This is a genomic window from Roseivirga sp., assembly GCF_034669765.1.
GTDB lineage: Bacteria > Bacteroidota > Bacteroidia > Cytophagales > Cyclobacteriaceae > Roseivirga.
On record NZ_JAXMOQ010000003.1, the window covers coordinates 432,246 to 455,681 of the forward strand.

20 protein-coding genes are annotated in these 23,436 nt (G+C 39.7%); 14 read left to right on the forward strand and 6 right to left on the reverse strand.

The genetic code is table 11. The features are described 5' to 3' along the window. Nucleotides 1-33 precede the first annotated feature (33 nt). Nucleotides 34-2,196 carry a glutamine synthetase III gene (locus VOI17_RS08080; protein WP_323756739.1) on the reverse strand — a complete coding sequence of 721 codons (2,163 nt, stop codon included), beginning with the start codon at nucleotides 2,194-2,196 and terminating at the stop codon, nucleotides 34-36. Nucleotides 2,197-2,429: 233 nt separating this feature from the next. On the opposite strand from VOI17_RS08080, the gene mtaB reads away from it, so the two are divergent. The 3 genes from mtaB to VOI17_RS08095 all read left to right on the forward strand — a co-directional run bounded on the left by mtaB (nucleotide 2,430) and on the right by VOI17_RS08095 (nucleotide 4,834). Next, complete coding sequence (mtaB, locus tag VOI17_RS08085; protein WP_323756740.1) at nucleotides 2,430-3,749, forward strand: tRNA (N(6)-L-threonylcarbamoyladenosine(37)-C(2))-methylthiotransferase MtaB; 1,320 nt, start codon at nucleotides 2,430-2,432, stop codon at nucleotides 3,747-3,749. A 179-nt stretch (nucleotides 3,750-3,928) separates the two neighbouring features. Beyond that, entirely contained in the window at nucleotides 3,929-4,225 is a 297-nt protein-coding gene (locus VOI17_RS08090) for a hypothetical protein (RefSeq protein WP_323756741.1), read from the forward strand. Between the two features lie 129 nt (nucleotides 4,226-4,354). Continuing rightward, nucleotides 4,355-4,834 carry a heme-binding domain-containing protein gene (locus VOI17_RS08095; RefSeq protein ID WP_323756742.1) on the forward strand — a complete coding sequence of 160 codons (480 nt, stop codon included), beginning with the start codon at nucleotides 4,355-4,357 and terminating at the stop codon, nucleotides 4,832-4,834. 101 nt (nucleotides 4,835-4,935) lie between these two features. Here the strand turns inward: VOI17_RS08095 and VOI17_RS08100 are convergent, their stop codons facing one another. Further along, nucleotides 4,936-7,341, reverse strand: coding sequence for an alpha-ketoacid dehydrogenase subunit alpha/beta (locus VOI17_RS08100; RefSeq protein ID WP_323756743.1), 2,406 nt, complete (start codon nucleotides 7,339-7,341; stop codon nucleotides 4,936-4,938). A gap of 335 nt (nucleotides 7,342-7,676) precedes the next feature. Between VOI17_RS08100 and ald the strand changes: the two genes are divergently transcribed. Together ald and VOI17_RS08110 are read left to right on the forward strand one after the other, a co-directional pair. After that, nucleotides 7,677-8,792: an alanine dehydrogenase gene (gene ald / locus VOI17_RS08105; protein ID WP_323756744.1), complete on the forward strand. Its 1,116-nt coding sequence runs from the start codon at nucleotides 7,677-7,679 to the stop codon at nucleotides 8,790-8,792. A gap of 220 nt (nucleotides 8,793-9,012) precedes the next feature. Then, nucleotides 9,013-9,588: a hypothetical protein gene (locus VOI17_RS08110; RefSeq protein WP_323756745.1), complete on the forward strand. Its 576-nt coding sequence runs from the start codon at nucleotides 9,013-9,015 to the stop codon at nucleotides 9,586-9,588. Between the two features lie 174 nt (nucleotides 9,589-9,762). On the opposite strand, the gene VOI17_RS08115 is transcribed toward VOI17_RS08110, so the two are convergent. The 4 genes from VOI17_RS08115 to VOI17_RS08130 all read right to left on the reverse strand — a co-directional run bounded on the left by VOI17_RS08115 (nucleotide 9,763) and on the right by VOI17_RS08130 (nucleotide 14,846). Then, on the reverse strand, nucleotides 9,763-10,674 hold the full coding sequence (locus VOI17_RS08115) for a DUF6607 family protein (protein ID WP_323756746.1): 912 nt from the start codon (nucleotides 10,672-10,674) through the stop codon (nucleotides 9,763-9,765). A gap of 76 nt (nucleotides 10,675-10,750) precedes the next feature. Continuing rightward, nucleotides 10,751-11,842: an HmuY family protein gene (locus VOI17_RS08120; RefSeq protein WP_323756747.1), complete on the reverse strand. Its 1,092-nt coding sequence runs from the start codon at nucleotides 11,840-11,842 to the stop codon at nucleotides 10,751-10,753. After that, nucleotides 11,839-14,112, reverse strand: a complete 2,274-nt coding sequence (locus tag VOI17_RS08125) for a TonB-dependent receptor (RefSeq protein ID WP_323756748.1) — start codon at nucleotides 14,110-14,112, stop codon at nucleotides 11,839-11,841. Before VOI17_RS08125 ends, VOI17_RS08120 begins: the two co-directional genes overlap by 4 nt. A gap of 101 nt (nucleotides 14,113-14,213) precedes the next feature. Further along, complete coding sequence (locus VOI17_RS08130; RefSeq protein ID WP_323756749.1) at nucleotides 14,214-14,846, reverse strand: response regulator transcription factor; 633 nt, start codon at nucleotides 14,844-14,846, stop codon at nucleotides 14,214-14,216. 191 nt (nucleotides 14,847-15,037) lie between these two features. Between VOI17_RS08130 and VOI17_RS08135 the strand changes: the two genes are divergently transcribed. The 9 genes from VOI17_RS08135 to VOI17_RS08175 all read left to right on the forward strand — a co-directional run bounded on the left by VOI17_RS08135 (nucleotide 15,038) and on the right by VOI17_RS08175 (nucleotide 23,433). Beyond that, on the forward strand, nucleotides 15,038-16,327 hold the full coding sequence (locus VOI17_RS08135) for an aminopeptidase P N-terminal domain-containing protein (protein ID WP_323756750.1): 1,290 nt from the start codon (nucleotides 15,038-15,040) through the stop codon (nucleotides 16,325-16,327). A 6-nt stretch (nucleotides 16,328-16,333) separates the two neighbouring features. Then, nucleotides 16,334-16,774, forward strand: coding sequence for a GNAT family N-acetyltransferase (locus VOI17_RS08140; RefSeq protein ID WP_323756751.1), 441 nt, complete (start codon nucleotides 16,334-16,336; stop codon nucleotides 16,772-16,774). Next, nucleotides 16,771-17,046 carry a hypothetical protein gene (locus tag VOI17_RS08145; RefSeq protein ID WP_323756752.1) on the forward strand — a complete coding sequence of 92 codons (276 nt, stop codon included), beginning with the start codon at nucleotides 16,771-16,773 and terminating at the stop codon, nucleotides 17,044-17,046. Before VOI17_RS08140 ends, VOI17_RS08145 begins: the two co-directional genes overlap by 4 nt. Nucleotides 17,047-17,055: 9 nt before the next feature. Next, nucleotides 17,056-17,469: a RidA family protein gene (locus tag VOI17_RS08150; RefSeq protein WP_323756753.1), complete on the forward strand. Its 414-nt coding sequence runs from the start codon at nucleotides 17,056-17,058 to the stop codon at nucleotides 17,467-17,469. Nucleotides 17,470-17,560: 91 nt separating this feature from the next. Next, nucleotides 17,561-19,924 (forward strand): hypothetical protein, encoded by a 2,364-nt coding sequence (locus VOI17_RS08155; protein WP_323756754.1) that lies wholly within the window; start codon nucleotides 17,561-17,563, stop codon nucleotides 19,922-19,924. 171 nt (nucleotides 19,925-20,095) lie between these two features. Next, nucleotides 20,096-20,647, forward strand: a complete 552-nt coding sequence (locus VOI17_RS08160) for a mechanosensitive ion channel family protein (RefSeq protein ID WP_323756755.1) — start codon at nucleotides 20,096-20,098, stop codon at nucleotides 20,645-20,647. A 95-nt stretch (nucleotides 20,648-20,742) separates the two neighbouring features. Beyond that, nucleotides 20,743-21,117: a co-chaperone GroES family protein gene (locus VOI17_RS08165; RefSeq protein WP_323756756.1), complete on the forward strand. Its 375-nt coding sequence runs from the start codon at nucleotides 20,743-20,745 to the stop codon at nucleotides 21,115-21,117. A 240-nt stretch (nucleotides 21,118-21,357) separates the two neighbouring features. Continuing rightward, nucleotides 21,358-22,455 (forward strand): acyl-CoA desaturase, encoded by a 1,098-nt coding sequence (locus VOI17_RS08170; RefSeq protein ID WP_323756757.1) that lies wholly within the window; start codon nucleotides 21,358-21,360, stop codon nucleotides 22,453-22,455. 9 nt (nucleotides 22,456-22,464) lie between these two features. Further along, a complete protein-coding gene (locus tag VOI17_RS08175; protein WP_323756758.1) occupies nucleotides 22,465-23,433 on the forward strand; it encodes an alpha/beta hydrolase in 969 nt (322 codons plus the stop codon). The last annotated feature ends 3 nt before the right edge of the window (nucleotides 23,434-23,436 follow it).

Here is a 23,436-nt window from a genome sequence, read left to right on the forward strand (position 1 = left end):
GAAGTGGTTTTAAAATTTATGAAATCGTTTCTATTATCTCAAGAAAAGCATCTCTCTGTATTTCAATAAAGGCCAATCCTCATCGTCAACCAAAAGTTCGAGTTTATCCACTGCATTACGGATTTCATTAAAGTATTTACCCTTAATTCTATCACAATAAGCAATCGCCCTATCTCTAGACTCTTCAATGTGATTCACCTCTCCTCTCTCTTCATTCATCTCATCCACTTTTGTCTGGATGGTTTTGATATAGCCATTAACCCTACTCACAACTGTCATTACGTGAGTATTATCGAGCCCTAAACCTGCTAGTTTACTAGCATTGTCCATGAGCCTACTTTGGTAATCAACAGAAGCAGGAAGAATCATGTTCATTGCAATTTCACCCATCAACCTGGCTTCGATCTGCAATTTCAAGATATAGTTTTCCAGTTGAATTTCATTTCTTGCTTCAAGTTCAATAGCATTCATCACCTTAAATTCCTCAAACATTTTGATGGAATCTTTGCCAATATATGCATCAAGTGCTCTAGCCGTATCTTTTACATTCGGAAGACCTCTTTTCTTTGCCTCTTCTGCCCATTCTTCAGAATATCCGTCACCTTCAAACAGCACAGATTTAGAATCCTTAATGTACTTTCTCAATACATTAACAATGGCAATTTTCTTATCCTCACCTTTCTTGATCAAACCGCTCACCTCATTGTAGAACTCTTTTAATTGGTTTGCTACAATCAGGTTAAGCACTGTCATTGGCTCGGCCACGTTTTGATCAGAGCCAACAGCTCTAAACTCAAACTTGTTTCCAGTAAAGGCAAAAGGAGAAGTTCTGTTTCTATCTGTGTTATCTAGTATGATTTGAGGTATTTTATCAATCCCCAATTTCATATACATGTTGTCGCCTTTGTCTACTTTAAGGTTTCCGTTGTTCTCTAGCTCTTGTAAAACAGAAGTAAGCTCAGAACCAATAAATACGGACATAATTGCTGGAGGAGCCTCATTGGCACCCAATCTGTGGTCGTTACCCGCAGAAGCAATACTTGCCCTTAGCATTCCCGGATGTTCGTGAATGGCTTTAATAGTCGTTACTAAGAAAGTAAGGAACTGCAAGTTTTCTCTAGCGCTAGAACTTGGCTGGAATACATTCACACCCGTTGTTGTGATGATCGACCAGTTGTTGTGTTTTCCAGAACCGTTAAGGCCAGCAAATGGCTTTTCGTGGAAAATAACCTTCAGATCATGTCTTTCAGCAACACGATCCATCACATCCATCATCAATGAATTGTGGTCGGTTGCAATGTTAATATCTTCGTATAAAGGAGCCACTTCAAACTGAGCTGGAGCCACTTCATTGTGACGGGTCATTACCGGAATCCCCAATTTCAAAGACTCAATTTCAAAGTCTTTCATAAAGTTATAAACACGGCTTGGGATCGCACCAAAGTAATGATCGTCCAACTGCTGTCCTCTTGCAGGGTGGTGACCAAAAATGGTTCTTCCACTCATGACCAAGTCTGGGCGCGCATTGAATAATGCTTTATCGATTACAAAGTATTCTTGTTCAACACCCAATGAAACACTAACACCTGTTACGTTTCTATCAAAAAGCTGGCAAACTTTAGTTGCTGCTTTATCAACCGCCTCAACCGCTTTTAATAAAGGCACTTTATGGTCAAGCGCTTCACCTGTATAGGAAACGAAGATGGTTGGAATACACAAGGTTCTGCCCCAAATAAATATTGGAGAAGTAGGATCCCATGCTGTATAACCACGTGCCTCAAATGTACTTCTAATACCTCCATTAGGAAAAGAAGACGCATCTGGCTCTTGTTGAATCAACGCACTACCTTTCAACACTTCAATACCTTTTTGGGCATCAAAGAAAGAATCATGCTTTTCAGCAGTCGATCCTGTTAATGGCTGAAACCAGTGTGTATAGTGAGTAGTACCTTTAGAAAGGGCCCAAGTTTTAACCGCAGAAGCCACCTCGCTGGCAGTTTCTAGGTCGATCTTTTTTCCTTTTCTAATTACTGCTTCAACTTTCTTGTAAGTTTCTGGGGTCAATGTTGACCTCATTTTATCAAGAGTGAAGACATCATCGGCAAAGAAATCTGAAATTTTGTCTGCTGGGGCGAAAACACGCTCCGTAGTTCTGGTTTGAACGATATTGAGCGCTCGCTGACGTTGATTTAACATACGATAGAACAGGTTGGTTAAAATTTACACCCAAAAGTAAAGGATTTACAGACATTAATTTAGAAACAGGGTATTTTTTTAACCAGTTTTTTATAAAAAAACGAAAACAACCCAAATAACCGACTCCAGACGGTATTACACATTCGAAAAACAGTCACTTTCTCATTTAGCAGGCTATGTAACTAATCAAAACTTCTGATTGAAAACTTAAATGATTAGATTTGCAGCCCGAAATGAGAAAAGTAGCATTCTATACGCTTGGCTGTAAACTGAATTTTTCAGAAACTTCCACCATTTCCCGTCAGTTTGCTGAAAAGGGTTATCAAAAGGTAGAATTCTCTGAAACGCCAGATATTTTTATTATCAACACCTGTTCGGTGACGGATAATGCTGATAAAAAGTGTGCAAAGATTGTTCGTGAAGCCCAAGCTATAAACCCTGACGGCTATGTAGCTATTATTGGTTGCTATGCGCAGTTAAAACCCAAGGAGATTTCGGAAATACCAGGCGTTGATGCCGTTTTAGGTGCTGCAGAAAAATTCCGTCTAATTGAATTACTAGATGGTTTTGTAAAACCAGAAACCACGCAAGTCTTAGCCTCGGAAATTAAAGAAGCTACAGCTTTTAACAATGCCTACTCTATTAATGACAGAACACGCACTTTCTTAAAAGTGCAAGATGGTTGTAATTATCACTGTGCTTTTTGTACCATTCCTTTGGCCCGTGGCAAAAGCAGAAGCGACAGTGTGGAGAATATTTTGAGTTCGGCACGAGAAATTGCAGCTTCAGAAGTAAAGGAAGTAGTGCTGACAGGGGTAAATATTGGTGATTTCGGTATTCAAGACGGTAAAAGAACTGAGCGTTTCGTAGACTTGGTAAAAGCAATAGATGAGGTAGATGGCATTGATCGCATTCGAATTTCTTCTATCGAACCCAATTTGCTTACCAACGAGATCATTGAATTCACTTCAACATCTAAACGCTTTGTCCCTCATTTCCATATTCCACTGCAATCTGGAAACAACAAAACGCTCAGAAGAATGCGCAGGCGTTACTTAAGGGAATTGTACGAGGATAGAATTAACAAGATCAAGCAATTGATGCCCAATTGCTGTATTGGTGTGGATGTGATTGTTGGCTTTCCAGGCGAAACACATGAGGACTTTTTAGATACTTATAACTTCTTAAACGAGTTAAACATATCTTACCTCCACGTTTTTACTTATTCTGAAAGGGCAAATACCGCTGCTCCAGAAATGGAAGGTAGAGTTCCTTTAAAAGAAAGAAAAGAACGTTCAAAAATGCTTCGTATTCTTTCGGAGAAAAAGAAACAACAGTTCTATAGAGAGAACCTAGACTCTACTGCTACTGTACTTTTTGAGAATGATATTGAAAACGGCATGATGCATGGGTTTACTGAAAACTATGTTCGGGTTGCTGCCAAGTATGACCCAATGCTGATCAATGAGCTAAAAACGGTAACACTGAAGTCCATCAATGAGAACGGCACAGTAGCTGTTGAAGAACCAGAAATGGTTTTTGAAACACATTAAGCCCCTTGTTTCACCAAAAGTCAAGAGGTCTGCTTGACCCAATCAGGCTTTCAGCCTTTAAAATGTGACTTTACCCAGTGACTCAAACCCTTTACCTAAGTCTCCTACCACTCACCCTCAGCGAGGAACCCAAACGTCCTTTTTTACGAAAACCTACCTGTAACTAAAATAAAAAGAACATGGCAAGCGGAATAGGTTTTATATTAGATGCGAATAACACAATGTTAAACAATAGGGCTCTATTAAACAGAGGAGGCTCTTTTAACATTAAATCAGCAAACAAATTCATTCAACCATCTGGGCGCAAATACACTTTCAAAAAACTGAGTGCCCTAGGTTCAAAGGAGATCAGAACACAGATTCAACAAGAGCAATTAGAAGAAAGAAAAAAAACACTCCTTCTAATTACGGCTAGCACAGCGGTCTCTCTTTTACTCTTTTGGGGAGGTTTCGAATTCCTGAACTTCATTTTCTAAGAATACTCACAACAGTCGCAGCCTTAAAAGTCTGCGACTTTCTTGTTTTTTACACGAACGCCTAATTTTATACAGATTTATTTTTCATATTTGAGATAGCACCGAATTTTCAACCGCTAATTCTTAACCATGAAAAAAATTATTCGTTATATCCTCCTCTTTATTCTTTTTGCATTTGTTGTCATCCAATTTATCAATCGACCGGAAAAAATCAGTGAGCCAGTTACGGACAGTGACATCATCCTTGCTTTAAATGTAGATCAAGAAATTGCCTCGATGCTGAAATCAGCATGTTATGATTGTCATTCAAATCAACCACGCTACCCTTGGTATGCCAATGTAGCTCCAATAAACTGGTGGATTGGTGACCATATCGAACACGGTAGAGAAGAATTGAACTTCTCACTTTGGAGCACTTTTACGGCCAGAAGAAGAGATCACAAACTCGAGGAAATGGTAGAAATGGTAGAAACGCGTGAAATGCCACTTCCGAATTATCTTCCAATGCACAAAGAAGCCAAGCTATCGGATGAGCAAATTGAAAAACTAAAAAAATGGGCTAATTCGGAAAGAGCAAACATTGCAGCCGAGACAGAAACAGAGAATTAATCAAGAACTGCTGATCAAAAAAGAAGGCTTCAACCAATATTAGTTGAAGCCTTCTTTATTTCTTATAAAACCATTTCAGGTTTCTAATATCACTCAAGTGATTAATACAAATTTGGAAACTTCGTTGGATTCACTTCGCTCATTAGCGCATAAGCAGTATCGAAAACCGTTTCAACGCTTGGCTTAGAGAAATAATCTCCATCAGAAGCATATGCTGGTCTGTGTTCTTTTGCTGCAATCGTTACTGGCTGAGAGTCTAAATGGAAATAAGCGCCTTGCTCCTCCACTACTTTCTGCATCATGTAAGCCGAAGCTCCTCCTGGCACATCTTCATCAGCAAAGATTACCCTGTTGGTCTTCTTAATCGAATCCACAATTGAATGATGAACATCAAATGGAAGTAAGGTTTGAACATCGATCACTTCGACAGAAATGCCAATCTCTTCCAATTCTTCAGCTGCTTGCATTACAATTCTACACATAGAACCATAAGTCACAACCGTCATATCAGCACCTTCTTTTAGTACTTCGGGCACACCCAAAGGCAAAGTGAACTCACCAACATTATTTGGAATTCGTTCTTTTAAACGATATCCATTCAAGCACTCAATAATCAAAGCGGGCTCATCAGCCTTCAGCATGGTATTATAAAAACCTGCCGCTTGCGTCATATTTCGAGGCACTAGCACGTGAATTCCACGAAGACTACTCAAAATCATACCCATTGGAGAGCCTGAATGCCATACTCCTTCAAGTCTGTGACCTCTTGTTCGAATAATCAATGGTGCTTTCTGCCCTCCTGCTGTTCTATATTGCAATGAAGCCAAGTCATCAGAAAGGATTTGTATAGCATAGAGCAAATAATCTAAATACTGAATTTCAGTAATTGGCCTCAAGCCCCTAAGTGCCGCACCAATTCCTTGGCCAATAATAGTGGCTTCGCGAATACCTGTATCAGTAACTCTTAGCTGTCCGTATTTATCTTGCAAACCAGCGAAGGCTTGGTTTACATCTCCGATTTTACCCACATCTTCGCCTATGGCAAAAACTCTTGGATCGCGCGCTAGAGCCGCATCGAAACAAGCTTGAAGTACTTCTCTTCCATCAACCAAAGGAGATTCATCCGAAAAATCTGGTTTTACCTCTTCAACTTTCAAAGCCGATTGCGCAGACTCACTCAATAAGTGAGAGCTAAATCGTTCTTTATTCTTCGCTAAGGCATTATTCAACCATGAAACCAACTCTGCTCTTGTATCCGTATTTTCTGAACGCGTAAGCCTCAGCACTTTTTTAACCGACTTGATGGAATCCAAACGGATTGGATTCATTGTTTTCTTCAAGTCAGAGGCTGCTTGATGTATCTCACCAATGAAATTACTGTCTTCAGCACATTTCTCAATCGCAGCAATCGCCTCGTTTTGCTCGGCTTTTATATCTTCCATAAAGGCATTCCAAGCAGCTGTTTTTGCAAACTTAGCGCCTTCTTTAGCTTCTTTCTCTATGAATTCTAAATCGGCTTCTTGCGCCAATTCATTTTCCAAAATCCACTCCCTCATTTTCTTGAGGCAATCAAAATCAGCTTCCCACTGAAGTCTTTCTTTTGATTTATACCTTTCATGAGAACCCGAGGTGGAGTGCCCTTGAGGCTGTGTCATTTCTATAACATGGATAAATGTAGGCACATGCTCATCTCTGGCTATTTTTGCTGCCTTCTCAAAGGTTTCAACCAAAGCCGCGTAATCCCAGCCTTTCACTACAAACACCTCAAAACCAGGCTTATCCTTAGTGCGTTGAATTCCCGCTAAAAACTCCGAAATACTTCCTTTTGTGGTATGGAATTCTTTAGGAACCGAAATTCCATATTCATCATCCCAAACCGACATCACCATGGGTACTTGAAGCACTCCAGCTGCATTGATTGACTCGAAAAATGGTCCTTCAGAAGTTGAGGCATTACCAATAGTCCCGAAGGCTACTTCATTTCCCGTAATAGAGAAATCCGTAAACTGATGTAATTCTTTATTCTGACGATATAATTTTGAAGCATAAGCCAAACCTAAAAGTCTTGGCATTTGGCCAGCAGTTGGGGAAATGTCAGCGCTGGAATTTTTCATTTCCGTTTGCTTCTTCCACCCTCCGTTTTCGTCTAAAAGTCGAGTACCGAAGTGACCATTCATGGACCTTCCTCCACTAGCAGGTTCTGCTTCAATACTGGTATGCGCATACAACTGCGCAAAATACTCTTGAACGCTAAGCTGACCGATGGCAAACATAAAAGTTTGATCACGATAGTAACCAGAACGGAAATCACCGTTTTTAAAAGCTTTAGCCATGGCTATTTGAGCGACCTCTTTGCCGTCACCAAAAATGCCAAATTTGGCCTTGCCCATGAAAACTTCCTTTCGCCCCATCAAACTCGCTTCTCTGCTTTCGCATGCCAAACGATAATCGTTCAATATCTCCTCTACTCCTATACTCAGTTTTCTATCTGTCTTAGTCGCTCCCAATATCTTAAACGTTAAATTTTCAATGCACCTCTAACTCAAAGGTTAACAAAAATACAACTTTACTGATACGAATCAAATTTGGCTGAGCCTATGTTATGAACGGGCACACAGAATAAAATAAACTAATTTTTAGTTAAACAGAATATTATTTCAAACAAACCAGTAAGCCGAAATTTTATTTCTCTTTATGTTTAAGTTAAAAACTTTCATCTAAGATGCCTACAGTGTAGAGAGCAGAAACCTTTTTTATCAACGGGCGCTTTTTTCTCTAATCTTTGCAATCGTTTGAAGTCTAGCTTACTATATTTGCCCAGTAACATTAAAATTCAGATATCATGATCATTGGTGTACCAATCGAAATTAAAAACAATGAAAACAGGGTTGCTTTAACCCCCGGTGGTGCCTTAGAACTTATTAAGCGTGGTCACACGGTTTATGTTCAGGATAATGCGGGCTTCAATAGTGGTTTCCCAAATGACTTATACGAAAGTATAGGGGCTAAAATATTGCCTACTATCGAAGCTGTATATGACATTGCGGAAATGATCATGAAGGTTAAAGAACCGATTGAAAGCGAGTATAAATTGATCAAAGAAGATCAATTGCTATTCACTTATTTCCACTTTGCTTCTTATGAGCCATTAACGAAAGCAATGATTGAAAATCGTTCAGTTTGTTTGGCCTACGAAACAGTTGAAAAGGCTGACCGCTCATTACCTCTTTTGATTCCTATGTCGGAAGTAGCAGGAAGAATGGCTACTCAACAAGGCGCTAAATACCTTGAAAAACCAATTAAAGGAAAGGGTGTATTGCTTGGTGGGGTACCAGGTGTTAGCCCAGGTAGAGTACTTGTTTTAGGTGGCGGAGTCGTTGGTACTCAAGCTGCTAAAATGGCTGCTGGCCTTGGTGCTCAAGTAACTATTATGGACATTAACCTTGACCGTTTGCGTTATTTGAATGATGTAATGCCGGCAAATGTGGTGACTCGTTATTCTAGTGAAGTAAACATTCGTGAACTTATTCCTATCATGGATTTGATCATTGGTGCGGTATTAATTCCAGGTGCAAAAGCACCTAACTTGATCACAAGAGACATGTTGAAAGACATGCAAAAAGGAACAGTTCTTGTTGACGTTGCTGTTGACCAAGGAGGTTGTATTGAAACTTGTAGACCAACTACTCACGAGGATCCTACTTTCATTATTGACGACATTGTTCACTATTGTGTAGCCAACATGCCAGGTGCAGTACCTTACACTTCTACTGTTGCGCTTACAAACGCAACATTACCTTATGCTATTCAATTGGCCAATAAAGGATGGAAGAAAGCTTGTACTGAAAACAAAGAATTGGAGCTTGGGCTGAACGTAATCAAAGGTGACGTGGTTTATAGAGCCGTTGCTGAAGCTTTTGATTTACCTTACGTAGATGTTAAAAATCATTTGAACTAATCAACGTTCAGTTTTATAAATATTGAAAGGCCGCTTTAAAGTGGCCTTTTTTATTTTCCTACCAACCAAACGACACTGATTATTCACCATTAATAAAGATTTAAGAAGAATTTCATTTCAAACTCTTGCAACATCGTTGCATTTGCACTATTGTTGCATATACAATCATCGTAACAACAGTGATATTTAAGTATATTTAGAAACACAACGTTTAGTAATTATGAAATTTACACGCATCAAGCTTTACTACCTAGCCGTATTTGCAGCTCTTTTGACTACAACGGCATGTGGTTCGGACGATCCTGAACCAGTTAATCAAGAAGAACTTATCACCACTTTAAGAGTAACTTTTACTGGAACTGGCCCAAATGAAGGAGAAACAGTGGTTGCTACTTTCACGGACCTTGATGGTACTGGAGGTGACGATCCCGTAATCACCAACCCAGTAGAATTGACCGCCAATGGCACTTACGATGTGAGTGTAGTTTTCTTAAACGAAGCGGAATCACCTGCACAGAATATTACCTTAGAAGTAAATGCAGAATCAGATGAACATCAAGTATTCTTTGTAGCCAATAATATTAACTTCACTTACCAATATGGAGACGAGGATGTTAACGAACAACCAATTGGCTTGACAGGCTCTGTTTTAGTGGGTGCTGCGGGCACTGGAACTTTACAAGTGCTACTTATTCACGAACCAGACAAAGATGCTTCTGGTGTTAGTACAGGAAGCCCGACCAATGCAGGTGGAGAAACGGACATAAGCGTCACCTTCAATGTAAGCATCCAATAAGAAATCAATCATAGATGATTTAGTTTGTAGTTATTGCACGTATCGATACTCCCATTTCGGTACGTGTTTTTTTTAACATGTATGTAAAAAAAGCACTTCTTTCGAAGCGCTCTTCATGGCAAAAGCATTTCCGTAAAATTTCCTTGACGACTTTTTACCCAGCTTTCACATCATCTAATCCATATATGATTTAATTATCTCTGACACTTTAGTTTGAACTTCCATGCTATTGTAATTATCAGCAGTGGACATTTCATCGCCTAAAGCAAATAAAACTTCATAAAGCATTTTGTCATTAAGGCTTTCAGCGTAGCTAAAATAAGGGTTTGCAGCATATACTTCAGTCCAAACCAACCTTACATCTTCCCAGTACTGCTCATTTTTCTTCCACCACTCTTGCGCAGCAACACATTTACTGTCTTCTACTTTAGTGTAGACATTCATCCCTTTTTCCTCGGCTAAAAGTTCATCTCCTTTTTCAGTACGATTCACTTTGCCATTGTCTTGCTCATGAATCCAACCAAAGTCCGTGAGTTCATGTCTGTTGGTTCGAAGCATCACATTGTAGTCGCTACGCTTTGAATACTCCCTTCTAGGCAAAGGAGAATCAGAAGCGCCTTCCCAATAATGCTTTCCATCTACATGTACCCATGAACCAGAACTCTCATAACGCGGGCTGTCATCTACATGGTAAACCTTCTGCGACCACTGTCCTTTCACTTCTGCTTTTGGCAAAGTGTGAAGCTTCCAGCCATTGTCTTTCACATAGCTGTACAGTTCAGTGTTCTCATAAAGCCAATCCTGCCTCCAGTGTTTTACAATTTGGCCACCCCCAACAATAAGCAAATGTTGAATTGAGATTTCTTCCTTGTCATCCTTTATCAATTGCGCCCACTCAAAGCCTTTGGTTCTGTAATTATCATGAAACTGGTAATCTCTCTGATAATCAAATGTTTCGGCAAAATTGAAAGTGATTTCATAACAACCGCACATTTCTTTGATCGCTTCTTGATCTTGCTTCTTCTTACTTTGTGCCATAGCGATTGTAGACATCACCAGCATTAGGCAAATCAGTGTATTCTTCATTTTACTATTTATTTGAACTTGTATTAATACTTATTTAAACCTGAATGACTTGAGTTTCTGACCTTTGAGTTAGTCCTTACTGAACCAACAAATCATACTGAATTTGTGGGTAGCCCCTTTCTCCAGAAATTGGGTCCAACATTCTGGTGAATTTCAATTTGTAATAGTTGTTATCGCTATCTTGCACCACATAAAAAAGATCAGGATTCACCCCTGTTTCTTGATCAGAACCAGGCTGAGCTACAATTCTCCAGTTGCTTCCAATCGTAGCTAAATCTGAAGAATAGCTCAAATCAGTTGAGTTGGTATAAGTAAAATCTTCATAGGCAAAGTCTGCCACAGCTACCTCTGCTATTTCCACATTGGCCCTATTTTGGATCACAAAATCTTTGTAGGCATAAGGTATTTTCGAAGTCGCGTCAATCGGTAACAGATTCGTAAAAATGGTAAAGCAAATATCCCATTTAGCGCTCTCTGGCTCTACATTCACCAAACCCTGATTGAAGTTGACGTAATTGAAGTTATAGTCACTGTCTTTGTTGATCTGCAACTCGCTAAAAGTGGTAGCATTGATCTCTGCATATTGCATTTTGTATCCACTACCCTCTATTAAGAAGCGGGCTTTCATCCAGCCTCTGGCCGTACCATCAGCATTTTTACCACGATTAATAATGTACACTTTGTTTTGATCGGCTGTTGCTGATATTTCCGCTATGGCTGTTCCTTCCAAAGATCCGTCAGGCTGATCGATCCATGTTTGGGCTTGTGGTAACCATTCCGCTGGCGCACCAAACAATGAACCGAAAATGGCATCAATATCCATTTGAGTACCCATTCCTACGGTATCTTCCGCAGTTACTTGGGTCAAATCATTTTTATCTATGGCCTGAGTAAGCATACTGGCAGGATTATTCAAAATCACTCTGAATTCGTTACCTGCATAAAAACCTAAGTCCCAAGAAGCACGGTTCACCACCGTTTGCCTTTTAGAAGAAAAGTCGATAAAGACTTGATTTGGCTGGTCTGCCCCTCCTACCTCTGCATCTATAATTGCACTGGAAACCGCAGGATCAACTTTAGGCTGATCGTCTTCCCCATCGCAAGCATTTAAGAAGCCAATCGCTACTAAAGCAAGAATTAACTTCAATGTGTATTTACTGTTTGTCATTTTAATTTTAGGTTATAGTTTAATTTTATAAAATAGCTTCTTCCGTAGGAAACAGGTACAGAGGCACCACCAGAGTGCGTTCCGCCTGAAACTCCTGAATTATTGATTCTTTGAATGTCTAGAAGGTTTCTTGCCCCGAGGATCATATCAAAATGGGTGAAAAACGTTTTGGACAAGGTTAAATCCAACCAGTGATATCCCTCCACTTCACCAATGGTTACTTCTTGTTTGCCAGCAGTTTTTTCTGAGAAAATGTAGTTTCTTAATGCCCCTGTATATTTGTAGAAAACATTAATCTTTGTTCTGATTTTAGTCCAATGGTATTGAACATTTCCATTGAGCTCTGGAGTGTAGAAAAACTTATTCAGATCATCTCTCTGATCTTCATCTAGTCGATTAAAGCGCCCGACATAAGAAATCCCGATACTTGTAGAAAGCTTAGCCCATTCCATTTTCTGATTGACACCAAGCCCCAAAGTTTTGTATTTATCTATATTGACATAGGTTGTAGAAGTAGCATCCGTGGCCGATTGTGCGATGCCTATCTGGTCGTCAATTGAATTATAGAAAAGATTAATTCCGGCCTCAGACTTTACATTTCCTACCTCGTAAGGTTTCGTGAAGTTGGAACTGAAATGGTGCGAAAACTCTGGACTAAGGTTCTCATTTCCGAAAATTCTGTGGTTCGAATCGACAAATTCAAAGTAGAGTTCCCTTACTGAAGGGGCACGATAACCTCTTCCGTAGGAGAGCCTTAAATCTGCATTTCCATCGAAAGGTTTTTTGATTTGTACCGAAGGGATTAGCTGCGTTCCGAAGGAACTATTTGTAGCCAAACGCAGCCCTGGACGGACAAGAATATTGTCACTGATTTCCCACTCCAAGGAACCATAAATGGCGATGTCATTGATCTCTTGTTCACCCTCTTGAATTCTTCCACCACCTACTTTTTCAAAACTTAAATTATAGCCAGTTTGCAAGTCGAGTACATCAGAAAATGCCAAATATCCAGTACCGCCAAACTCCCACACTTTATAAGTACTCACATCTTGATCGCCCTCTGAAGTGGTCAAATGTTCTTCACCAGTAACCAAGTTTTTAGACATCTTTCTCTTGACCCTTTCAAAGTCAGAATATGAGACAAAAGCATTGTAACGGCTCAGAAAAGGGAGTTTACCTTCCGCTTGAATATGATGAATAGCACGCTGAGTTAAATACTGTTCATCAATAGCGAAAGGCTGATTTTCTCCCGAGGATAAATAATTATTATTCGACTTACCGAGGCCATTGATCGTCTCATCCAAGAAATCAAATCGATAGTAAAAGGAGTGATTCTTTGGGATAAAACGAATAAGAGCATCGGCCTGATATTGCTCTTTTGGGTTCCATTCCTTTGTCCTTCCTGTTTGGTTTCCCTGAAAACCCTTGAAATCAGTATGTAGCACACCAATTTGCCCAAACCATCGGCTTGCAATCTGCTGCTTTATACCTAAACTTTGAATATGCTTTCCTTCCCCTGTTCCGAACTCAGAACCTACGGTTTCCTCTTGCAAGCCTACCGAGATTTCAGTGGTATTCTCTGCGTCTTTATAGGAAATAAGGTTGATTACCCCAGCCAAAGCATTCGCACCATAATTCACTGCCATAGGTCCTTCAACTATCTCAATTCTTTCAATATTATTCAGGTTGATTTGAGAAAGGTCAGCCGCGTTTCCGTTTCCATTTCGGTTGACCAACGGAATCCCATCCAACAGAATTTTCACGTTCTGACCAGAAATGCCTTGCATGCTAATTCCTGAGCTCCCGATGGCCAGATCCTGAGAGGAGCGAATGTTTAAAGTATTGGAAAGCGCCTCGGATAAAGTCACTGCGCCTCGCGCTTTTATCTCTTCTTGGTCAATCACTTTAACAGTGAAAACCGATTGCTCAGCAGATTGAGGATTGAACTGCCCAGTAACAATAAAATCATCGAGATGAACCTTCTTTGGAACAACGCGAATCGAATAATCTTTAGAAGTCCTTAGGGTATCAGAATATGACTGATAACCGACATGTTGAGTTTTTATTAGGATAGGGAAATCGACTGCTTTGAGTTCAATTGTCCCAAGGTCATTGGAGATTACTTGACCACTGTAAGTACCATTTAAGGTCTGAAATATTAAGACTACTCCTTCAACTGGATCTCCTGAATTTTGATCTCTTATCGTGATCTTTTGCCCAAAAACGAAAGGGTAGATGAGTATAAAAATGAGTGTAATAGCGCTGCGCACAAGTGTTATTTAGATTAATTCTTAATAACACAAAGGTAGCTGGCTTTTAAGTTGACGTACAATCGCTAATGCTAGGGAAAATAATCACTAGCGTTAGTGATTCACCTTCTTTCTAAACTCACCCAACCTTGTTCTGCAGCAAAAATAATGAGCTCTGTGGGCGACTTGAGTTTCAGTTTTTTCAATATGTTTTTACGGTGGGAGTTCACCGTATGAATACTAATGATTAGCGTTTCAGCTATCTCGGACGATGAATTACCGACAGCGATAAGTTTCACCACCTCTTTCTCTCTTTCCGAAAGTTCAAAGTATTCGTTGCCATCATCTACTAGAGCCTTCAACACCCTGTTGCAAAAAAATGTCTTCCCATTTTTAATCGCATTTATGGCTTCGAGGATTTCGGCTTCACTGCAAGATTTGGTCAAAAAACCGCTCACTCCCATTTTCAGTACACTCCTAATCCGATTGCTATCTAAGTCATCAGTGATTACAAGCACATTCAAATTAGGGTGCATCTGAATCCAGCGATTGAGTTCATGCACGAAATTTTCATCTTCATTGAGGTAGTCTAAGATTATAGTTTCTTTGGCATGACTTCCAATGGACTCCTTTAGTTCGGCAGTATGCCTGAACACCTTGATTTCACTATAATACCCACTATTATTGGCCAAAGCCAGCAAACCCTGCTGAATTAAGTATTGGGGGAAACAAATGTACAGCGGGGCGAGACTCAATTAATTATTCTTATTTAGACTAATTCTATACAAAGGTAAAGCAAAAAGGTAAATAAGAAACAGATGAGCTATTTAAAAATCATAGGCAGCAGACGGAATCATAAAAGAATAGTAGATAAGACTTAATGTGGTTTCCTTCCTTTTCTCCCTTTTTCCTAGTTATTTCGTCTGAATTCATAAAAACATAGATTATGAGATACGAAGCAATAGGAAAAGACCTGTTTATCAAGAACAGAGCAAAACTAAAAGCCCGTTTAAAGCCAAACTCAGTTGTTGTAGTTTGCTCTAACGATGTTATGCCTACCAATGCAGATGGTACCATGCCATTCCGCCAAAACAGCAACATGCTTTACCTTTCGGGAATCGATCAAGAAGAATCCGTTTTAGTCATCGCTCCTGATTTTCCAGATCCAAAATTCAGAGAAGTACTCTTTGTACGCGAAACCAATGAGCACATAGCCGTTTGGGAAGGCCATAAATATACGCAAGAAGAGGCCACAGAAGCTTCGGGGATTCAGACCGTCATCTGGACTGACAAGTTTGAAAATACTTTCAATACCATGCTGGCCGAAATAGAGAACATTTATCTCTATCAAAACGAGCATATTCGTAATGCCACAGAAGTAGAAACACGTACTGATAGGTTTAGCAAATGGTGTCATGCCACCTACCCAAATTACGAGTACGAAAGACTAGCTCCGATCATATACGATTTAAGAAACGTAAAAGAGAAGCGTGAAATCGAACTCATGCAAACTGCCTGCAACATTACCGAAAAGGCATTCAGAAAAGTACTCGGGCTAACCAAGCCTGGCGTTTGGGAGTATGAAGTTGAAGCTGAATTTCTATATGAATTTGCGAAGAGTAGATCAAAAGGATTTGCTTACACTCCTATTCTTGGTGGTGGCGCCAATGCTTGCGTGCTCCATTATATTGAAAACAAAGATCAGTTGAAAGATGGTGATGTGATGCTCCTAGATGTTGGAGCCGAATACGCCAATTATAATGCTGACATGACACGTTCAATTCCAGTGAATGGCAGGTTCACGAAAAGACAACGTGAAGTTTATGATGCAGTATTAAGAGTAAAAAAAGAAGCTACTGCCATGTTAACACCGGGAAATAGAATTCCTGAATACCATAAAGAGGTAGGTAAAATCATGAGCAGTGAATTAATCGGTTTAGGCCTAATTGACAAAACCGATGTAGCCAACGAAAACCCAGAATGGCCAGCGTACAAAAAGTACTTTATGCACGGAACATCTCACCACATTGGATTAGATGTTCATGATGTGGCAAGCATTTACACTGAGTTTAAAGAAGGTATGGTATTCACTGTTGAACCAGGGATTTACATTCCAGAAGAAGGGCTTGGTATTCGATTGGAGGATGATGAAGTAATAACGAAGGATGGCACGTTCAACCTAATGCGTAACATCCCGATTGAGGCAGACGAAATCGAAAGCATTATGAACGCTTAGTTTCGAATGGCAATAGAAATACATGAAGGAACACTTTTGGAGGCATTGAAAGTCTTGAAGAGTGTTCCTGAATTTGATCCATTATTGGAATCAGATTACTACGAAGGCAAGGTCAAGAATAAAGTCCATATCATATTATTGGCTAAGATTGGTGAGGCAACGGTAGGCTGCAAAGTCGGTTATCACAAACACAAAGATGGCGCTCTATACAGTTGGTTAGGTGGTGTTTTACCTGATTATAGAAAACTTGGCGTGGCTAAAGCACTGTCAGATGAAATGGAAGTTTGGGCACTGAATAAAGGTTACTCGAAAATTCGTTTCAAAACATTAAATCGACACAAGGCAATGTTGGCTTTCGCACTTAAAAACGGCTTCGATATTTTTAATGTGAAACCAAAAGACGAACTTGAGAATTATCGCATTGAACTTGTAAAGCATTTAAAATGAGTACAGCAGCCGCGGCACAAGCCGCTATTCAACAAGCCATAAAAGCATCTGGCGCTATTGTTAAAATCGAAGCCAATGATTTTAGCCGTATGCTTTCAAAAATGGATGACGGTTTAGTGATTGAGCATCACGGAAAGTTGTTTTTTAAAGATGTTTATAAATACAGTACTTCATACAAAGGATTTGTTTTCTATTGCAAATCGAATGAAAAGATTACGATTCCTTCAAGGTTAGAAAGCATCTCTGCCAGACAAATTTGGGTTCCGCAATAACAATATGTAATGAGTGACAAATTAAATTCAAATAGAGCACCAGAACCGGTAGGTCTATATCCGCATGCGCGAAAAATCGGTAACCTGCTATTCCTTTCTGGAGTTGGACCAAGAGAACGAGGTACAAAAAAAATCCCTGGAGTTGAATTAGATGCCGAGGGTAATATTCTCTCTTACGACATCGAAGCGCAATGCCACTCCGTTTTTAAAAATGTGAAGCTGATTCTTGAAGACTCAGGAAGCAGCTGGGATCAATTGGTAGATGTCACCGTTTTTCTCACCAATATGAAAGCTGACTTTGCCACGTACAATAAAATATACGCGCAATATTTCAGCGAAAATCAACCTTGCCGCACTACGATAGAAATCAATTCCCTCCCTACTCCTATTGCCATTGAGTTGAAATGTATAGCAACCATATGAGTAGTTCTCCTTTTTGAAGCAGGTCCTTATTATAAATCACAGATTTGATAATCAATGATTTATAAGTAGATTTTGGAAACCATATTCCGACATGCGCATTTTTTTTAAACGTATTTTCCAAGCAGTTAAATCCTTCATTTCAAAAACAACGCCAGGGGAAGTTGCCTGGAAAGGAGCAAACAAGGCCATCGCCACCACCGCAGTCGTAATTTGGGTTTTAGGTGCACTCTTTATGTTTGTGCTAGAGCCAGGGACTCCCATCGGCTTAACCCTTATCGTCATCGGGCTGATTCTAGCCTTTCTATGTAGCGCGAGTTTAATCCTCTTACTCCTTATTCTGAAAAAACTACCCAAGAGTTTTCTATGGGTACTGCCAGGCGCTTTCTTTTTAACTACCATGCTTTTTGGAGATAGCTTGGCCATCAAATTCCCTTTGCTCGTCATTGGTTTTTCCGGGCTGGCTGGTGCTGGTTTATTTTCACTCACTAAAAAGAACCGAGACGGCCTTTCTATTTATCAAGTCATTGTATCCAGCTTGGGGAGCCTCATTGGTTTAGCTGGTTTAGTCTGGGGACTAATCTGGTTATTCGACACTGGAAGTTTGCCTGAAATAGCACACATTGACGCAGCCCAAACCTCACCTTACAAAGCTCCATTGATTCAAGCTTCCAATCCTGCCGAAGAAGGCACCTATAAAGTAGGATACCTTACTTACGGTAGTGGGAAAGATAAACAACGCGAGGAATTTGCCGAGGAAGTAACAATCGTTACCGATTCAGTAGACGGATCTCGCTTATTGGATAACTGGAAAGGATTCGCTGGAAAGCTACGAACTCGATTTTGGGGTTTCGATGAAGAAGCACTTCCTATTAATGGACGCGTTTGGTATCCAGAAGGTGATGGCCCTTTTCCTTTGGCATTAATTGTTCATGGCAATCATGGAATGGAAGATTTTTCCGACCCCGGTTATGAATACTTAGGAAAGCTCTTGGCCAGCCAAGGAATGATTATGGTGAGTGTAGATGAAAATTTCATCAATAGCTCTTGGAAAGATATGTTTGGTGATGGTTTGGATGAAGAAAACGATGCCAGAGGCTGGTTGCTTTTAGAACACTTGAAATATTGGAGAAAATGGAACAATGAAACAGACAATGTATTTCAGAATAAGGTAGATATAGAAAATATTGCCGTAATGGGGCATTCACGTGGTGGCGAAGCCGCTGCAGTAGCTGGATTCTTCAATAAGCTACAATTCTACCCTGATGATGCCAAGCAAAAATTCGACTTCGACTTTAATATCAAATCAGTTGTGGCCATTGCTCCAGTTGATGGTCAGTACAAACCTGGAGAAGTTCAAACGCCTTTAGAGAACGTAAACTACTTAGTATTACATGGCGCGAATGATGGTGATGTTCAGTCGTTTGCTGGCCTTAGACAATACGAAAGAGTCAAGTTCACTGACTCTCTCTATCACTTCAAATCGGCTGTCTATATATATGGTGCAAACCATGGACAATTCAATACCACTTGGGGTAATTCAGATTCGGGACAACCTTACGGCTCATTGCTCAATAAGAAGGCACTTTTACCGATGGAAGATCAATTGCAAATTGGCAAAGTATATATAAGTGCATTTCTACAAGCCACATTACAGGGCAAAAAAGAATACGAAACTTTATTCAAAGATCACCGAAGGGGCAACAATTGGCTGCCCCCTACTATTTATCTAAATCAATATGAATCGTCAGATTGGAAGGTAATTGCTGATTTTGAAGAAGACTTAGATCTAACTACCAATTCTAGCGGAGGAAAGGTTACTTCAGAAAATTTAACCGTTTGGCGAGAACAAATGGTAGGCATGAAATGGGGAAACAAAGCAACCCAAGCTGTTTATGTAGGTTGGGACAGCCTGGCGTATGAAGGTCAAACGGCTTGGATTGAATTCTCTATTAATGACAAACTTACATTAGCAGAAACAGCAGCCCTTACTTTTGAATTGGCAGAATCTAAAGAGAACTCCTATCCTGACAAGGACAGAGATGAAAAGAAAAAAGAGGATGGGTCGAATGAGAACAACGAATTGAACAATGGAAATAACAATTCAAATCAGAATGACGATGACTCAGAAGAAAGTGAAAACGAAGAAGAAGACAAAAAAGCACCGGAGCCTATTGACTTCAGTATTCTGCTCACTGATACCGCAGGCAATACGGTACAGCTTACGTTAAGTGAGTACAGTTATTTACAAAGACAACTGACGGTTGACGTTCTAAAAAACCCAAGTCTTCAATCCACTAAAACCTCGGAAGCGGTTTATAACACGTTTTTCCTATCTCAATATATGCTCGTTCGCAAATCACCAGAATTCAATCTCAGTAAATTATTCAAAGTACGTTTTGTCTTTGATAAGAGCCCTAAGGGAGTAATTATCATTGACAAAATGGCCATAAATTAAGCTTATCAGCCGGCTTCTTAATTCCCAAAACGAAAATCACCTCCCAAAATGACACCATATATTAAAGATTAATAAATAATTTGACTATTTTTGGAATATCAGTAGGGTTTGCATACATATATGTGTAGTTGGTATAAGAATTGAAAACAACTTTCATCAAAGTATCTATTTATGAGAACCATAACCCATAAAATGAAAGAGCCATTTTTATCTTCTTTATTTAATCTGTCTGGTGGTATCTTCCTAAAGACGATAAAACCATTTAAAAAAGGTGATTTTATTGAGGTGAATGGAGAGATAGGTTCTGTGACATCAAGTAACTGGACTCGAAGTGAAATAAAAACGATTGATGGTGAAATAATTAAAGTTGGAAATGCTCAATTCTTATTAGGCACATTAAATAACCTAAGTGATAAAAACATCATCAGGTTAGAATTAAAGCTTAATGTTTCTTACTCAGAAAATATGACTGAGGTAAAACAGAGTATCTATAATTTCCTAAAAGGACATTCTAATATATTAAAATCCCCTAAATCAAAAATTACAGTAACCAAACTTCATAAAAACCATGTTGAATTGAAGGTTGCTCCTTGGTGTTTACTAGATCATTTTTTAGAATTAGATTACAAGTTGGAAAACGACATGTATAAACACCTTCTCAATAAAGGTTTTAATATGCCTAACAAAGAGGAATTATTTAGTGAAATAAGAGAGATTGCCTAAAGCTGTTTTTCTTTGCCTAAGCAAAAAACATAGACAGTTTGATAACTGTAAAAATTGCCACTTTGGATCTATCTTTGTAAGAGCAAATATAGACTATGGAATTAACAGCAGACAACAAGCTCAGAAACCTTATCATTGTTGGAGACCGTGTTTTGATTCGACCGAAAAAGCAAGCAGAAAAAACAGCAACTGGCTTGTACCTTCCTCCAGGAATTCAAGAAAAGGAAAAAGTACAAAGCGGGTATATAATCAAAGTTGGGCCTGGCTACCCTATTCCTATGCCGGTTGAAGATAGTGAGCCATGGAAAAACAATGATGAAAAAATAAAATACATCCCTCTACAAGTGGAAGAAGGTGATTTAGCCATTTTTCTACAGAGAGAAGCCATTGAAATAAGGTATGGAAACGAAAAACTTTTCATTGTCCCTCAGTCTTCCATCTTGATGTTAGAAAGAGATGAAACACTTTGAGCAAGTGTTTTCAGCCATTCTAAAATAGGCAAATGTGACCTACAATAAACGCCACATTCGCCTGTTCTTTAACCAATTAAAAAAATCAATTTTGTCATTGCTAAATCAGACTGTTATCTTTGCACCAAAAAGAAACCAATATTTAGTCAGAGTCGTTCTATATGAGTCAACCGTTCTGAGTAAACATTGCGAAACACAACAGGTTCTATTCAACACTCAAAAGCTTGTTAAAAACATCGTATGAAATATAAAGCAATAAAATTTTCAAGGAGCAATCAGGCTGAATTCATCAGCGATCTCCGAAAAAGAGTCAAAGAGCACTTTGAGACTAATAAAATTTCCGTTTACGGAAATGCAACCATGGTCACAAAAACAATAGTGATGTTTTTACTCTATTTTGCTCCTTACGCACTTATGCTTACTGGAGTGATCACCAATACGTGGATCTTACTTTTGATGTGGGCGATTATGGGTATTGGAATGTCCGGCATTGGCTTGGCCGTAATGCACGATGCCAATCATGGTGCCTATTCAAAGAACAAGCATGTGAATAAATACATGGGTTACGTGATGAACGTGATCGGGGCAAGTGCCTTCAACTGGAAAGTTCAACACAATGTGCTTCATCATTCTTTCACCAATATTGAAGGAATGGACGAAGATATTGATCCGGGTAAATTAATGAGGCTTTCTCCGCATGCACCATTATTGAAAGTACACAAACTTCAACATATTTATGGTTGGTTCTTATACGGCCTTATGACCTTCTTATGGCTAACAACAAAAGACTTTAAGCAACTGTACCGTTACAAAAAACTAGGGCTTCTAAAGGCTCAAAAAAGGACTTATACTGGTGTTTTAATCGAAACGATTATTTCTAAAATCGTTTATTATGGATACGCTTTAGTATTACCATTAATCTTTATCCCTGCCCCTACTTGGGTAGTTTTATTAGGCTTCTTTATCATGCATTTTATTACGGGGCTTTCATTGGGATTGATTTTCCAGCCAGCGCACGTAATGCCAACGACAGAGTACCCTATACCTGACGACACTGGGAATTTAGAAACCAACTGGGCAGTTCATCAGCTTTTCACTACCACGAATTTTGCTCCCAAAAGCAAACTATTCTCTTGGTATGTTGGCGGTTTGAACTTCCAAATTGAGCACCATTTATTTCCAAACATTTGCCATGTTCATTATAAAAAGATATCTAAGATTGTGATGGAAACAACCAAAGAGTACGGCCTTCCTTACAATTCGGAAAAAAGCTTCATGGATGCCGTTGTTGCCCATGGCAAAATGCTGAAGAGCTTGGGGCGTAGCCAAGTAGCTTAAAACATTATAATGAAAAAAAATAGACCTACTGAAATCCTTAAAACCTACTTATTGATTTCAGTAGGTTTTTTATTGCTCAATTTTGGCTGTCAATCGCCCAAATCAGAGGGACCCTCTTCTAAAGAAATCAAAAGTGAGCTAGTCAAAAATACAGTGTTGGCCGATGGGCATCCGCTTGCCGTTTGGAGTAAATCCAATCCCAATGCCACAGAAGCTATTTTACTGGTGCATGGAAGAACCTGGAGCGCCCTACCCGACTTTGACCTGCAAGTAGAAAGTGAAGATCTTTCCTTAATGGACGGCTTGGTTGAGCAAGGCTACTCTGTTTATGCAATAGATGGCCGAGGTTACGGTGCTACTCCGCGAGACAGCACAGGTTGGTTCACCCCAGACAGGGCTGCAAAAGATATAGCTGTGGTATTGGAATGGATGGGCCGACAAAAAGATTGGAAGAGCCCTCCTCATCTTTTTGGTTGGTCAATGGGCTCGACAATGTCGCAACTTACCGCCCAACGCCACCCTGAACTCATCTCCTCACTAACTCTGTTTGGTTATTGGAAAGATAGCGATCAAGTGTTCCCAGACGAGCCAAGCGATGCTAAGCCAGACATGAGCCCTACAACGGCAGAGGCGGCAGCCAGTGATTTTATTGTTCCCGGTTCCATTAGTCAAAAGGCGGTAGATGCTTATGTAGAAGCGGCCCTTAAGGCCGATCCTGTACGCGTTGACTTGAACAGGTATGATCAGTTTAACGAACTGGACCCAGCCAAAGTAACAGTCCCTACACTAATTCTTCAAGGTGAATTTGATCCGATTGGCCCCACAGCAACTCAGGCCAAACTTTTCACAAGATTGGGTACTTCACACAAACAATGGACGGTAATTCCAGGAGGTGATCATGCTGCTTTTATGGAAACACCTCGCGATTATTTTATTCGTGCTTTAGTGAACTTTCTACAAGGCACGACCATTCAGTAATTC